Here is a 13,772-nt window from a genome sequence, read left to right on the forward strand (position 1 = left end):
GGTTCGGGACAATAATGATCGTGGCGTCGATGACCTGATGGAAGAAATCGATCACCTGTTCGTTCATTCAACAGCTGACGCTAACGTGCAAAGCTGAGTCACCAGGTAAAAAACGGTTGCAGCGGGCGTTGTCGGCGTGATGCTACTGCTCGGAGGGATCCTATACCCGGCGCTTCCGGAGCAGATGGCGGTCCACTGGAACGCGTCGGACGAGACCGACGGGACGGCGGCGAGCCGGTCACGGTCTTGGCCGTGCCGGCGCTCGTCGTGTTCATGAGCGTGCTGTTTGATACCACGGACGCCGACGACAGGTCGTCGGGTCGGTTGCGATACTGTTACTCCTGGTGGTTCAGCTCATGGTGTTTCTCAGGAACTTCGGTATCGACGTGCCGATTGTGCCGGTTGCGCTGGCGGGAGCGTCCTTGGTGGTCGGTCTCGCGGTCTGGTTCGAAGTCCGAACGCCGCGGGGGTAGCACTCCCCGGAGACAGAGGTCGTCAATCACACCGAGCAGGTGTCGATACCGAGCACCGAGTACAGCCCACAGGTGCCCGTCACGGCCGTGGCGAGCATCATAACCGCCACAATACCCAGTACCGGCGACGCGATCTCCGGCAGGTCGACCTGTCCACCCAGCACTGCCAGCGACACGGTTCCGGCGACCGCACCGACGGCGATACGAACGTTCTTATCGAGGGAACCGACGTTCTGTTCCATGCACGATACCCGGAGGGCTGCACACGCATTACCGTGTCGCTGACCCAGTACCGTGCGGCCAATCGAGACAGCGAGACGCTCACCTCTCGACGCGGATTAACGCACTCAGGCACAGTGGTTGATATGAACGGCGTGCTGAAGACAGGGTCTGTCTAGCAACGCAGGGGAAGGGTTGATGCGGATTCTCCCCTAAATGGAGGTATGGACAGAGAGCAACTGATCGAACTTGTCCCACATTACGTCGCAATGCTTATTCTAGTGTTTCTTACACTTACGGTCATTTCAGTGGCTGTGGGCGAGATTGGGTTTTGGGCCGAACTAGCACTCATAGTCGTCGTTGTCTTCGCTTACCGCCCTATCGTAGTGAAACTCGGTATCGGTCCCAGCGCGTGGGAGTAGCGGTGATAGATGGGTATGCAGCAGCGCCGTGACTGATCGGCAGAATCTGTCAAAAGGGAGTGTGACGAACGGAAAGACTGTCCCTATCACTACCGTGTGGAACGTACCCACAGGTTCAGAAAACGGCAGCACTTCCACTGGAGATATGACGGGAGGTGCGTGCTGAAATAGCGCCCTGTTTCAGCACAGCCGCGGAGACCTATCGCCGACAACGCGTTTCAACAAGGCCGTTTCGAAGGAATTCGGCATCCCAATCTGGCGAATCACTGTTAGGAACGGACAGCCGGCAGTATCGGCGCAGTTCGAATCAGCGCAGATGTGAACCGCGCTGCCGGCGACGAGCGTAGCTGGGGCCCGACCGGGCCACGTGGGCCTGCTCCGACAGCAATGCCCGCTGCTCTCTCCGCGAGTGCCACCGCCTCGTCGACGAGTTTGTCGTGGGCGTGTCTCGTTCGTGCCGAGCTACTCCCGTCGGATGCGCATATCTCGACCGGATCTCGTAGCCCAACGGGCGGGCCGAACTGTCTGTAGCTGTCCGCTCCGAGCTTGCTGGCACCGGTGATTGCTGGCACCGACTATCCGGTCGAACGTCGATGGCGCTGCTGTCTGTGAGCAGAGACGGCTCCGCCCCGCCCATTCTATATAGCGGTTATTCATTTATCGCTCATCGTCGGCGATCAGTCACGAGACAGTGGGTGTCACATTCGTACTGCCGGCTGTGAGTTCGGAGAGGCATCTCCGACAGCGGTACCGGACAATGCGAAATCTCGCATCCCGATCGAGGCGGTCGGCAGTATCAGCTGACATTTATGTCGGTTCCGCGTGACCGTCCACACATGCGACGCATTGTCAGTACCGACGACGCACCGGCCGCGGTCGGGGCCTACAGTCAGGCGACGGAAACGGACGACCTCGTGTTCACGGCAGGTCAGATCCCGCTGACGCCGGAAGGCGATCTGCTCGATCACGCCGACATCGACGTCCAGACCGAGCAGGCACTGGAGAACGTCGAAGCGATCCTCGAAGCGGCGGGGTCGAGCATGGACGACGTACTGAAAGTCACAGTCTACTTGACCGACGTCGAGCAGTTCGAGACGATGAACGACGTCTACGAGACGTTCTTCGAGGCGGAGCCGCCGGCCCGGAGCGCCGTCGAGGTCGCCGCCCTGCCGAAAGACGTCGACGTCGAGATCGAGGCGATCGCGACGAAGTGACCATGGATCGAGCGCGTCGGGCTGTCGTCCTGTGGGGTGTGATCGGAGCGCTTTCGTTTCTGGTCTTGCTCCAGGCCTACGAACTGCTGGCCGATCGGCGGGTCAATCTCCTCGTGAAGTTCGGCGTCGCGATCGCCATCGGCGTCGCCACCGCCGGAGTCGCCCGGGTCCTGCAGCGTCGGCTGCCGGCTGAATCCGGCATCTAGAGTGCCCGGAGGCGGACGTCACCGTTCGTCGATGCGGCGGCGAGTTCGTTACCGCCGTCACCGAGCGTGCCGCGCAGACGGGCAGGTCGATCGACCGATAGCTCGAGATCGAGTCCACTGTATCCGACGGTCCCGTTCACCGTCCGGAGGTCGACGACGGCGTCGATCCCCGGTGCTATCGCGACGCTGACGTCGCCGTTGGTCGATTCGGCGGTGGCGTCGCCTCGAATGGCCGGCACCTCGACGTCGACATCGCCGTTCCTGGTCCGGGCGCCGTCGAGGCCAGTCACGCCGCGCGTCCGAACGTCGCCGTTGCCCGAGCGCACCGTCACGTAGCCCTCGACGCCGTCTGCCAGCACGTCACCGTTCGTGCCCCGGAGCGTCGCATCACCCGACACGTCCCGGGCAGTGACGTCACCGTTCGTCGTCTCGACACGCTCGACAGACACGCCGTCAGGAACGGACAGAGTTACGTCGACGCTGACGCTCTGGTTGGGAGGCGTCCGGTCGATCGTCTCAATCCGGAAGCGGTCTCCGTCCGCGCTCGCTTCGACGTTGACCTTCTCTAGCAGCTCCGAGCCGTAGCGCGTCGATTTCTCGATCTCCAGGATCGCGGTCTGCCCACCTTCGACCAGGACGTCGCCGTTGCGGTTCTCGACGACGACCGCTGTCCCTGAGGGCACGTCGAGTTCCTCGCTCGTCCGCGCAGACGTCAGCGTCCCGGGCCACACACATCCAGCAGCCCCCGACGCCACCGTCACGCATCCGATCAGAAACGTCCGCCTCTGGAATGTTTCCATGGCAACACAACCGCGCGTGACGGGATGAACGTGTCGGTGAGGCTATACACAGTGAACCCAAGAGGACACGATGGAGACATCGAGGCAGGACAGCGGCTGGACGCCGCGAGCAGGGGCTGCCAGCAGTACAGCCGACGGACCCAGTGCCGAACACTTATCCAGTTTCATCGCATAGCGTCGGTTATGCAACACGTGAAGATTCCGCAGGACCGGATCGGCGTTCTCATCGGCGAAGGTGGTGAGACGATGCGCGAGATTGAATCACGGGCGGAGGTCCGCCTGGACATCGACAGCGAGAGCGGTGCAGTCAAAGTCGAGTCAGTCGGCGACCCCGTCACGGCACTGAAAGGGCCGGACATCGTGAAGGCGATCGGCCGCGGGTTCGCTCCCGAGGACGCACTGACGTTGCTCGATGACGATCTCATGCTGTTCGACGTGATCGACATCGGGGAGGTGGCTCGCAACAAGAAAGACCTCAAGCGGATCAAGGGACGGCTCATCGGCGAGAACGGACGGACGCGCGAACTGATGGAAGAGCTGTCCGGTGCGTCGGTATCGATCTACGGATCGACGTTCGGCATGATCGGCGATCCCGAGCAGGTCGAAGCCGCTCGCGAGGCCGCCGAGATGATCATCGAGGGTGCTCCCCACGGGTCGGTCTACTCGTTCCTCGAACGCAAGCACAACGAGATGAAACACCGCGGGATGGACTACCACCAGTTCACAGGGTGAGTGGCGGCGTCCGCCTCGCTCCGGTGCTGGTCTGAATTTCCAGTCGAACGCGGCGGTCTGTGTCTGACGTCTGTTCGACGCTTCTTTCGATGTATTTCGATCCTCTGAATGGGGAAACGATATGTTCACACACCGAAAACCACACTATGATAGCCACCACAGGGGGTAGACAGTGACCGACAAATCCGATTCGGCCGTCAACGTGACCCGGGACGACGGTCAGCGCGTCGGCGACGTCGTCGAACGGCTGCGCGAGATGCGTGACGAGGACGAACAGCGTTCGGAGTCGCCGTCGGAGGGCGTGTTGCTCGATCAGCTCCGGGAAGTGCGCGAGCGCTTGCTGTCGTTCGGACGAGAACTGGGGGGCGAGCCGGAGGAGGTGACAGACTTGCCGTTCACTGAGGAGGCGGGCCTCTCGCGGATGCCCGAACCGCTATACGTCCGCCACGACACCGAGATGCTCAATCAGGTCACCGCCTGGCTGTTGCAGGACCAGCACATCGGGCTCGTCAGCCCCTACGGGACGGGCAAGACGGCGTTCCGCGAGATCGTCCGCCGGGATCTGGGCAAACACGACGAGTACGTCCTGGCCGCGCTCGACAACCCCCGCGAGATCACGCCCCGGAAGCTGTACGCGGCGCTGCTGGATGCGGCGGCAGAGGCCGGATACGGGATCGATCCAGACGAATACGAACAGGTCCGCGATGGGGTCCCCTGGATCACCGAAGAAGCCAAAGCCGCCGTTCAGGAGGTCGTCACGGAGATCCGGGCGGACGGCAAGACGCTTCTGTTGCTAGTCGACGAGATCGAAGTCTTGCCCGAGGGATTGCTCTCGACGCTGCAGGTCGCCGGCGACATGGGTGTCCGTCTCTTCTTGATGGGCACACCGGAGGGCAAACGTCGGGTCGCCGAGTTGCGGGGAACGCTCGGGTCGCGACTCCGGTATTACGAGGGGATCGATCCGTTCGAGCCGTCGGACATCGCCGAGTACGTCGGCCGGTCGCTGGCCTATTTCCGCGGCGAGGAGTACGACGGATCGTTCCCGGATCTGTTCACCCGCGAGGCGATCCGGGACATCCACGAGGTGACCGAGGGCAATCCCCGCGAGGTTCGCATCGAGTGTCGCGAACTGTTCATCCGCGCAGCGTTCGTCTGGTACCGGACCGGCCAGGACATCGACCGGATCCAGATCACGCCCGAACTCCGAAAGCGCCGGTTCGGCATGGAGTACTGACGGAGCTGGCCCGTCGTCGCTGGATGCGAGCGAATCGAAACGCCGTTCTTTTGCCGGTTCTGAGTCGGCCACATGACGGGTTCTGCGCACCGCCGGGGAACGCTCGCGGTGATCCTCGCCTCGGCGACGCTGACGGTGATGGCGGGAGCGATCATCGGACCGGTCGTCCGTCAGATCCAGCTCGGCGTTGGCGTCTCGGAGTCGCGTGTATTCGCGGCGTGTTCGCCATCGCAGCACTCACAGCGCTCGGGGCGTTCGCCGTGCTTGGCTTCGCGCTGGCCCGTCGCGGTCGGTCCGCCGCTCGCGCGGGCTGAGCCCGCTCGCAGGTCGGTGGACGGAATCCAGCGTTCATTCGCGAATCCGTCGTTTTCGGGCGGTTTCGAGGCGCTCGGATCTGTGGACAGGGGCCTGCGAATCGACCGGCGTCCCCAGTCATACTGCCGGCTGTACGTTCGTACAGATATTCGCCACCCCGGGGTGGCGAATCATTTCGAAATTGTACAGCCGGCGGTATCAGCAACAGTCGCTTTCGTCAGGGTTCCACTCACAGGCGTCACCCGTCGTGAGGTCGTGCTCGTCGATGTGCGCGGAGAGACAGGCATAATTACAGAAATACTCGGGGGATCGACAGTCGTCGGTACAATCACGGACGCAGATGGGGTCGTGGTCGAAGATACGCGACCCACAGTACGCACACGTCTCGTCAGCGTCGGGCGTCGGGACGGTCGTAGACATATCGGTGCTAAGGAGTTTGCCACGGAAAGCGTTTCCTCAGAAAGCGACAGGTGACACACTCGTCCAGTTCGCAGGTCAGATATCAAGGACGCTCGCGAACCTGCTGGATCCCTGCGCGACCGTCGAACCGAGACCGAAGTCGTCTTTTTCGTCCCTGCCCGACCATCACTCGATGGACCGCAGTCGATCGCTTCGCGTCCTCGGAATCGAAGGCACGGCCTGGGCAGCCTCGGCTGCGGTCTTCGAGACGAGCGATCCGACCCGCCGAACCGACGACGAGCGCGTCGAGATCTACACCGACGCCTACGAACCCGACAGCGGGGGGATCCATCCCCGCGAGGCCGCAGAGCACATGCACGAAGCGATCCCCGAAGTGGTCGCTCAGGCGCGGGAGACAGCTCGCGAGTGGGCTGGCGAGTACGACGGAAGGGACCGACAGCCAATCGATGCCGTCGCCTTCTCCCGCGGCCCGGGGCTCGGCCCCTGCCTGCGGATCGTCGCCACCGCGGCTCGCGCCACGGCACAGCGCTTCGACGTTCCCCTCGTGGGCGTCAATCACATGGTCGCGCACCTGGAGATCGGCCGTCACCGATCCGGGTTCGACTCGCCGGTGTGTCTGAACGCCTCCGGCGCAAACGCCCACGTCCTGGGCTATCGAAACGGCCGCTATCGCGTGCTCGGGGAGACGATGGACACCGGCGTCGGCAACGCGATCGACAAGTTCACCCGTCACCTCGGGTGGTCCCATCCCGGCGGCCCCAAGGTCGAAGAGCGCGCGAAAGACGGCGAGTTCGTCGACCTGCCGTACGTCGTCAAGGGGATGGACTTCTCGTTTTCGGGGATCATGAGCGCTGCCAAACAGGCTGTGGATAACGGGGAAGCAGTCGAGGACGTGTGCTTCGGCCTGCAGGAGCACGTCTTCGCGATGCTGACCGAAGTGAGCGAGCGCGCGCTCTCACTGACGGGCAGCGGTCAGCTCGTCCTCGGCGGCGGGGTCGCACAGAACGACCGCCTCCGGGAAATGCTTGAGTCGATGTGCGAGCAGCGCGGCGCGGACTTCTATGCACCCGAAGCTCGATTCCTGCGGGACAACGCCGGGATGATCGCCGTGCTCGGCGCGAAGATGTTCGAGGCTGACGACACGCTCCCGATCGAGGAGTCACGGATCGACTCGAACTTCCGTCCCGACCAGGTGCCGGTCACCTGGCGCGAGGACGAGGATTGGACCGCCGACGGGGACAGCGTTCGGGTCGGAAAAGACGACCGAGCCGACGGGGGCGGCCACGCGGGCGACGCTCTCCAGGGGGCGGAAGCGACAGTCACCTTTGAGGACGGCCTCGTCACCAAGCGGCGCAACCCACGGACCTACCGCCACGAGACGCTCGACGATCGCCTGCGGCGCGAACGAACGCGCCTGGAAGCGCGCCTCACCAGCCAGGCCCGCCGGGAAGGCGTCCCGACGCCCGTGATCGAAGACGTCGACCCCGAGAACGGCGTGCTCGTCTACCAGCGCGTCGGGGAGGCCGATCTCCGTGACGATCTGACCGAAGCACGGGTTCGGGACGTGGGCCGGCATCTCGCGACGATCCACGACGCCGGGTTCGTCCACGGCGATCCGACGACGAGAAACGTCCGGGTGGGACGAGAGGCGAGCGAAACGAGATCCTCGAAAACGACCGACAACGCCGCGACCGCCGAGCGCACCTATCTCATCGACTTCGGGCTGGGTTACTTCACCGACGACGCCGAGGACTACGCGATGGACCTGCACGTCTTCGACCAGTCGCTGACCGGGACCGCCGACGACGCCGAGCCGCTGCTCGCGGCCGCCCGCGAGGCCTACCGGGCCGAGAGTAGCGACCCCGAGACGGTTCTCGAACGGCTACGCGAGATCGAGGGTCGCGGTCGGTATCAGTGAGCAGGCGAACGGTTCGCGAGACAGTGCAAGCGCGTCCAGGGCCGCCCCGCTCTCGCCGTCCCGAAGTTCGGACGGTGTGATTTTCGAGCGTGACTCCGTCTCGTCCCGCGTGACTCATCGGACATGTTTTCCAAAAATGATTTCGAGCGCTATCGGATCTGTATCCGGCCCCAAGGGACGGTTCCGAGACGGGCGAGACAAGCAGAACGAAACTGACAAGAGTACGTAGACGTAGCTGTCTCTCACGGTTCTGATGAGTACCATCCATACACCGCTTCGGTCGGGAGGTGCGGATGAGTAGTTCCGGAGACGGGTCTGAGGTGTCGGCGGGATTGAGCGGCCTCGGACAGTTTCTCACGCTGGAGAGTTCGAAGGTGCGCTTCCAGGCGCTGTTTTTCGTCTATTTCATCGGTTCGTCCGGCTTCTCGGTCTTCAGAAACGTGTATCTCGAAGAGATGGGGTTGACCGGTTCCCAGATGGGGCAAATCGGCTTCCTGCTCATGGCTGCGGGCGTCGTCGCTCAGCCGGCGTGGGGACTGCTGAGCGATTACTTCCGGGCCGATCGGACGATCCTCGTCGTGGGCGGTCTCGGCTCCGCACTCGCGTTGCTCAGCTACCCGATCGGCGACAGCCTTGCGGCCCCGTTCGCCCTGATCGCAGTGGGGACGGCGCTCTATTCGGCGCTCCGATCACCGATCAGTCCGATCACGACCGGGATGGTCCTCTCGCGCGGGTTCGATTACGGCAGTGTGCGAGCGTTCGGATCGCTCGCGTGGGCGATCGGCAGCCTCGGGTTCGGGTTCCTCGTCGGCTATCTGGGCAGTGTGTCGATCATCTACTTCTACGTCGCCAGCGCCGGATTGATGGTCGCTATCGTGTGGTCCTTGCCGAACGACGGCCGATCCGAAGACGGGACGGGCGACGGCGAGAGCGAGGACGACGAACCAGGTCTCAAGGAGGCAGCCAGGGCGTTGATAACGAACAAGAACTTCCTGGTGATTCTGGCGGCAGCCTTCCTCCTTCGGCTCTCGATCTCGGGTGGCGAGGCGTTCTTCGCCGTGTACATGCGGAATGTGGAGGTCAGTCTCGGCCTCGGGCCGCTGGTGCTCTCGCCCGACGGGATGACCGGTGTCGCGTGGACGATCAACTCCGGCATCGAAGCCGTCGCGTTCCTCTACGTCCTGAAAACGAACATCTCCTACAAGTGGTTGCTCGTCGGGGGTGGCGTGATCGTCGTGATCCCGAACCTCGTCTACGGGCTGACGACCCAGCCCGTGATCCTTCTGGCGATCCAGTCGCTGGGCGGAATCGGGTTCGCGATGGTCAGCGTCGCGGCAGTCGATCTCGCCCACGAGATCTCGGCCGAGCGAGTTACCTCGACCGCACAGTCGCTGCTGACTGGCCTCGGCTACGGGCTGGGAGCGGCGGCGGGCCAGATCGTCGCCGGGACGCTCCTGGACGCCGTCGGAATCATGGACATGTACGTCGGCATCTCAGTCCTCGGGTTCCTCGGCGCTGCGGTCGGACTGCTCGTCTCGACGGACAGCCGCTCCGGTAAGCCGCGACAGACGGCGGGAACGTGAAAACGAGATCCCGATCGATCAGTGCAGCTCGACCACGATCCGGTCGGCGTCGCCTGCACGAATCCGCTCGCTGTGGGGCGCACCGATCGTCGCGCCGTCGATCTCGACAGTCTCGCCGTCTTCGTACTCGACGGTGACGGCCGTCGGGACGGCTCCGCCGTCGAAGGTATCCGCTCCCGCGTGGTTGTGATATTCGACCGTCGCCGATCCCAGGAACGTCCCCGAGAGTTCACCGTCCTCAAACAGCGACGCCGGCAGTTTCGGCTCGAACGAGAGCGTGAGCTCGTCCTCGTACTCGAACGGTTGCTCGCCGTAGAGCATGTGATGGAGGATACTGAGGAACTCGACGGTCGAACCGGTCAGGCGAGCGACGAACCCACGACCGTGCAGCGATTCGTCGGGGTGGTCGCTCGAGACGATGAACGACGAGTTCTCCAGCGGGCTCCGGCCGTACACCGCCGGATCCTGGAACGGGACGAGCGCATCCCGGAAGTCCTCGTAGAACTGTTCGTAGAGCCCTGCCTGAAGCAGCGACTTGAGGTACTTGTACTCCATGTGCAGCCAGATCGACTCGTTTTCGAGCCAGCCGGGGGTGAACGTTCGCGCCCGCCCGATCTCGTAGGGCTGCTCGGAGAGGTCGGCGTTGATCTTGTACATCCCCAGTTTCTCGTCGTAGAGGCCGCTGTCTTTCACCGCCTCGTAGATCGACGGGGCGTCCGCCGCTTCGGCCCCGCTCTTGAGGCCGCGGACAGGGCCTTCGAGGAAGGGTGGTAGCGCCTCGGGTCGGAACTCGTCGACTTCGACGAACGGTCCATCGTGGGTGATGCCTTCCGGCATGTCCTCGACCTCGCGCTCGGAGGAGGACTCGACGTGGAAGCGGAAGTAGGTCGGCGGCACGTCGCCGCCCAGTTCTTTCGCGCGGTCGATCCCCTCGGCGACCTTCCGCTGGAAGTCTTCGAGCGTGTCGTCCAGATCGGACAGCGACACGTCGACGGTCTCGCCGTCGAACCCGGCGTGCACGCGGTCGCGGTAGGTTTCGCGGGCCGTCGAGACGCGGTCCCAGTAGGCGTGGTCTCGGTCGTCGGCGTCGGTCTCCCGGTACCACGCGAGGGACGCACGGACGTCTTCGAGGAGGTCGTAGATCTCGACGGGGAGCGTGACGCTGTCGACGTCGTCGGGCGCGTCCGCGATGGCTTCCCGCACGATATCCAGGAGCCGGGCGAGTTCGTAGGTCTCGGGCATCGACGACCCGAAGAGCGTGGGGAGCCCGTTCATCGCGTCGTCCCACCCCGGATTACCGGCTTCCATCTCTATCCCCATTCCCGCGGGGTCCATCGTCGCGAACTTCACCAGACCGAGCGACGTGAGTTTCACGAACAGGTTGGTCTCGAAGACGGCACCATGACCGTCGTCGGTCCGGACGGCGTACGGTCGGACCTCGCGAGAGTCGATCAACTCGGCCTTCTCCTCGTCGTGTTCGAGGGCGTTGACCTGCCGGACCTTCCCGTCGAACTCCACGTATTTCAACTCTCGCGGGCGGACCTTCACCGCCGTGTCCTGGAACGTGTACTCGTTGTTCCCGAAGAACAGCTCGGCCTTGCGGTCGGGATAGATGTCGAGGTACTTCTCGATCGAGTCGAGGTTGTACGTCCAGTGGTCGACCCAGTAGCCGTCGCCGAAGGAGGTCTCGAAGTGCCGAGTAGCTGTCTCCAGTGCGACCGAGAGGAACTCGTCGGGGTCGACTGTCAGTCCGCCGTCCTCGACGACGGCAGCGGTGAGCAACCCGCCCGGAGTGAACGCGTCCTGTAAGGTCTCGACGACGGTATCAGGGTCTTCCACCAGGTCGAGGATCGAGTCGCGCTCGTCTTCCGGGACGAAAAATCGGTTGCCTTCCAGAACGAGCGGATTGTATCCGTCGGGCTGGACCAGGTTCATGTAGGACGCGACGTTGAAGTCCTCGACGTCCGGTTTCAGCCAGACGTCTTCCCGACGGTTCTGCAAGACGTCACGGAAGTTACCGTTCCCCTGGGAGTAGAACTCGGGTGCGACGTAGAAGTCGTTGTAGTCGCGTTCGAGGTCGCCGTGTTTTCGCGAGTAGACGTGCTGGACGACGTCGTCGTCCGCACCGAGCATTACCGGCCAGCCGCCGCGCAAGACGTTGTCGAAAAACGACTGCCGGGCGTACTCGTCGAAGGTCTTCTCGGCGGTGTCGAGCGCGACTGTGTCGGTCAACTCGCGAGCGAGCGTCGTCGCTCGCTCACGCTGTTCGGCGGCGAAGTCCGCATCGAGTCGACCGGCGTGTTCGAGCGCCTGATCGTGGTCGGTCGCATGGCCCACCAGGGCCGTCAGCGACAGGCTCTCGCCGGGGGCCATCGTCTCCTCCGTCCCGAAAAAGCCACACGGTGTTCGACCGACGGTGATCTGCTCGTCGTCGGCCAGTGCATCCAGCCCGCCGTCGAAGAAGGGTTCTGGACTCTCCAGGGAGGTGTTCTGGCCGAACACCACGTCCGGATCGACCAGCGGGTCGAGTCGCTCGCCGTCCGAGACGGCAGTGTAGAAGTGGCCGGCTTCGTGCTCGTTGAGCGTCGAATCCTCGCCCATCGTCGGCTTGGCCTGATAGAACGGAACGCCGGAATCGAGGTGCTTGACTGCCATCCAGGCTTCCGCCGTCCGGGAGATGTTCTTCAACTGTCCGTCCGGGACGCCGTACGGGACGATCGCCGGCAGTCCGTCGAGCATCGAGACGTCGACGGCTCGCTCGCCGACGTTCTCGACCTCGACTGTTCGGACGAGCCCCGCGAACGGCTCTTCAGTGACGGTGAAATAGCGAACGGTCGTCTGCAGCCCGTGTTCGTCGTGGGTTTCGCGAATTTCGAGTTCGTTCGCGCCGATGTACATCTCTCTGTCACCGTCCGAGTCAGCGGCGAACGGCTCGTACTCGGCTCCGTCGACGTCGAGAAACGTCCGGAAACCCAGCGTGTCCGTCTGGCGGTAGGCCTTGTTCGCGGGGAGGAACTCCAGCATCGATCCGTCCTTGTCGCCGACGCCCATGCTCGCGATGGCCTGGCCGCGGTTGACGTAGAGGACCCACATCGGGATGCCCATCTCACCCGCGATGCCGGGCAGAAAACTCGAGAACGCATCGCGGTCGTCGTATCTATCGAGGTAGTATCTATTCCGGTGGTCGAACAACTGCTGCTCCATGCTCAACAGAACCATCGGTAGCTTGTTATAATAGTGTTTGGACGTTCCTCACTTGAAGAATATAACTACTCAGAAAGCGTCGTTGTATTGCGATAATAGTATATCACTTAACAGATTATTAGATGGGTGAAAATATGACTTATCCCCATCATATTATAGAATCTATATGTAGGCACCATATATAAATTCTCTTATCATAGCGGTTTTCAGATAGTACGAGACAATTCGGTGTCACTGGATGTGCCGTATAGCCCCACAGAGCAGAATCACGTAACTAAAGATACGGTCGATAACAGAGAATATCCCACTCAGTTACCGATATTTGTCACATATATGTATGATTTGTCATTATAGCTACTGGCGGAATTGCGCGCATGCCGACGGAGACCGGGGACTGGATAGGCTTCGGGCAATCGAAGGTCGTGGCGGTATCAGTGGCTCACGAGCGCGTACGACGTAGTGGACACACCCCCAGGTCAAGCCGTCCGAGAAACGAGGCTGCTCGTGATCTGTTCGCGGGTCGTGCCCGCTCGCAGGTTCGCTGGACGGCGTCCAGCGCCCAGCACGCAAATATCCGATCGGTCTTGTGGCAGTCGACTTGTATCATCTGTAGCGGCGACGAGACTTTGACTCTGTGTCACTAGGTATCACGTATGGACCGATCATCCATTCCACGCGTACGGCAGACCGCGAACAGTGCCGCTGCCATCATGCTGGCAGCGTTGGTCGTCGCTGCGCTGCTAGTCGTGCTATCGAGCGAGACGCTCGGTATCGGCCTCGCAATCAACCCCGCGCTGATCGCGGGCTTTCTCGTGCTGTCGATCGCCGTCGCGACAGTGTATTCGGCCGTCGAGGTCGTCGAGGCCTACGAGAAGCGCGCGGTGACGGTCTTCGGGGAGTTCCGGCGACTCCTCGAACCGGGGATTCATTTCATCCCGCCGTTCGTCTCGAAGACCTACGCTTTCGATATGCGTACTCAGACGCTGGACGTACCGCGCCAGGAGGCGATCACCCGTGACAACTCGCCGGTGA

Annotated in this window: 13 protein-coding genes; 9 read left to right on the forward strand and 4 right to left on the reverse strand. The window is 62.8% G+C overall.

All coding sequences use genetic code 11. The features are described from left to right. Positions 1-139: 139 nt before the first annotated feature. Positions 140-277: a DUF1648 domain-containing protein gene (locus tag OB916_RS17065; RefSeq protein WP_390884103.1), complete on the forward strand. Its 138-nt coding sequence runs from the start codon at positions 140-142 to the stop codon at positions 275-277. A gap of 222 nt (positions 278-499) precedes the next feature. Here OB916_RS17065 and OB916_RS16505 read toward each other — a convergent pair whose 3' ends face one another. Beyond that, positions 500-715, reverse strand: a complete 216-nt coding sequence (locus OB916_RS16505) for a YgaP family membrane protein (RefSeq protein ID WP_315910397.1) — start codon at positions 713-715, stop codon at positions 500-502. A 201-nt stretch (positions 716-916) separates the two neighbouring features. Between OB916_RS16505 and OB916_RS16510 the strand changes: the two genes are divergently transcribed. The 3 genes from OB916_RS16510 (at position 917) to OB916_RS16520 (ending at position 2,534) form a co-directional block, all read left to right on the forward strand. Further along, on the forward strand, positions 917-1,114 hold the full coding sequence (locus OB916_RS16510; protein ID WP_315910398.1) for a hypothetical protein: 198 nt from the start codon (positions 917-919) through the stop codon (positions 1,112-1,114). A gap of 836 nt (positions 1,115-1,950) precedes the next feature. After that, on the forward strand, positions 1,951-2,328 hold the full coding sequence (locus tag OB916_RS16515; protein ID WP_315910399.1) for a RidA family protein: 378 nt from the start codon (positions 1,951-1,953) through the stop codon (positions 2,326-2,328). 2 nt (positions 2,329-2,330) lie between these two features. Further along, a complete protein-coding gene (locus tag OB916_RS16520) occupies positions 2,331-2,534 on the forward strand; it encodes a hypothetical protein (protein WP_315910400.1) in 204 nt (67 codons plus the stop codon). On the opposite strand, the gene OB916_RS16525 is transcribed toward OB916_RS16520, so the two are convergent. Then, positions 2,531-3,334, reverse strand: coding sequence for a DUF4097 family beta strand repeat-containing protein (locus tag OB916_RS16525; RefSeq protein WP_315910401.1), 804 nt, complete (start codon positions 3,332-3,334; stop codon positions 2,531-2,533). The two genes, OB916_RS16520 and OB916_RS16525, sit on opposite strands and share 4 nt — an antisense overlap. A 183-nt stretch (positions 3,335-3,517) precedes the next feature. On the opposite strand from OB916_RS16525, the gene OB916_RS16530 reads away from it, so the two are divergent. Both OB916_RS16530 and OB916_RS16535 read left to right on the forward strand, forming a co-directional pair. Further along, on the forward strand, positions 3,518-4,066 hold the full coding sequence (locus OB916_RS16530; RefSeq protein ID WP_315910402.1) for a KH domain-containing protein: 549 nt from the start codon (positions 3,518-3,520) through the stop codon (positions 4,064-4,066). A 256-nt stretch (positions 4,067-4,322) separates the two neighbouring features. Further along, entirely contained in the window at positions 4,323-5,300 is a 978-nt protein-coding gene (locus OB916_RS16535) for an AAA family ATPase (RefSeq protein WP_315910408.1), read from the forward strand. Between the two features lie 513 nt (positions 5,301-5,813). Here OB916_RS16535 and OB916_RS16540 read toward each other — a convergent pair. After that, the gene (locus tag OB916_RS16540; RefSeq protein ID WP_315910403.1) at positions 5,814-6,035 is read right to left on the reverse strand and encodes a hypothetical protein; all 222 of its coding nucleotides are present in this window, start codon (positions 6,033-6,035) and stop codon (positions 5,814-5,816) included. Positions 6,036-6,207: 172 nt separating this feature from the next. Here OB916_RS16540 and OB916_RS16545 point away from each other — a divergent pair, with 172 nt between their 5' ends. Further along, on the forward strand, positions 6,208-7,953 hold the full coding sequence (locus tag OB916_RS16545; protein ID WP_315910404.1) for a bifunctional N(6)-L-threonylcarbamoyladenine synthase/serine/threonine protein kinase: 1,746 nt from the start codon (positions 6,208-6,210) through the stop codon (positions 7,951-7,953). A 293-nt stretch (positions 7,954-8,246) separates the two neighbouring features. Beyond that, a complete protein-coding gene (locus OB916_RS16550) occupies positions 8,247-9,536 on the forward strand; it encodes an MFS transporter (protein WP_315910405.1) in 1,290 nt (429 codons plus the stop codon). Positions 9,537-9,554: 18 nt separating this feature from the next. On the opposite strand, the gene OB916_RS16555 is transcribed toward OB916_RS16550, so the two are convergent. Next, positions 9,555-12,740, reverse strand: coding sequence for a hypothetical protein (locus OB916_RS16555; protein WP_315910406.1), 3,186 nt, complete (start codon positions 12,738-12,740; stop codon positions 9,555-9,557). Between the two features lie 710 nt (positions 12,741-13,450). On the opposite strand from OB916_RS16555, the gene OB916_RS16560 reads away from it, so the two are divergent. Next, on the forward strand, positions 13,451-13,772 hold a 322-nt coding region (locus OB916_RS16560), incomplete at its 3' end, for an SPFH domain-containing protein (RefSeq protein ID WP_390884104.1).

The sequence above is a fragment of the Halapricum hydrolyticum genome (assembly GCF_025517535.1).
GTDB lineage: Archaea > Halobacteriota > Halobacteria > Halobacteriales > Haloarculaceae > Halapricum > Halapricum hydrolyticum.

Coding starts and splice junctions, on each gene's coding strand:
- OB916_RS16555 (WP_315910406.1), bottom strand. CDS start 12,740: ATGGAGCAGCAGTTGTTCGACCACCGGAATAGATACTACCTCGATAGA.
- OB916_RS17065 (WP_390884103.1), top strand. CDS start 140: ATGCTACTGCTCGGAGGGATCCTATACCCGGCGCTTCCGGAGCAGATG.
- OB916_RS16530 (WP_315910402.1), top strand. CDS start 3,518: ATGCAACACGTGAAGATTCCGCAGGACCGGATCGGCGTTCTCATCGGC.
- OB916_RS16510 (WP_315910398.1), top strand. CDS start 917: ATGGACAGAGAGCAACTGATCGAACTTGTCCCACATTACGTCGCAATG.
- OB916_RS16540 (WP_315910403.1), bottom strand. CDS start 6,035: ATGTCTACGACCGTCCCGACGCCCGACGCTGACGAGACGTGTGCGTAC.
- OB916_RS16535 (WP_315910408.1), top strand. CDS start 4,323: ATGCGTGACGAGGACGAACAGCGTTCGGAGTCGCCGTCGGAGGGCGTG.
- OB916_RS16525 (WP_315910401.1), bottom strand. CDS start 3,334: ATGGAAACATTCCAGAGGCGGACGTTTCTGATCGGATGCGTGACGGTG.
- OB916_RS16520 (WP_315910400.1), top strand. CDS start 2,331: ATGGATCGAGCGCGTCGGGCTGTCGTCCTGTGGGGTGTGATCGGAGCG.
- OB916_RS16515 (WP_315910399.1), top strand. CDS start 1,951: ATGCGACGCATTGTCAGTACCGACGACGCACCGGCCGCGGTCGGGGCC.
- OB916_RS16550 (WP_315910405.1), top strand. CDS start 8,247: ATGAGTAGTTCCGGAGACGGGTCTGAGGTGTCGGCGGGATTGAGCGGC.
- OB916_RS16505 (WP_315910397.1), bottom strand. CDS start 715: ATGGAACAGAACGTCGGTTCCCTCGATAAGAACGTTCGTATCGCCGTC.
- OB916_RS16545 (WP_315910404.1), top strand. CDS start 6,208: ATGGACCGCAGTCGATCGCTTCGCGTCCTCGGAATCGAAGGCACGGCC.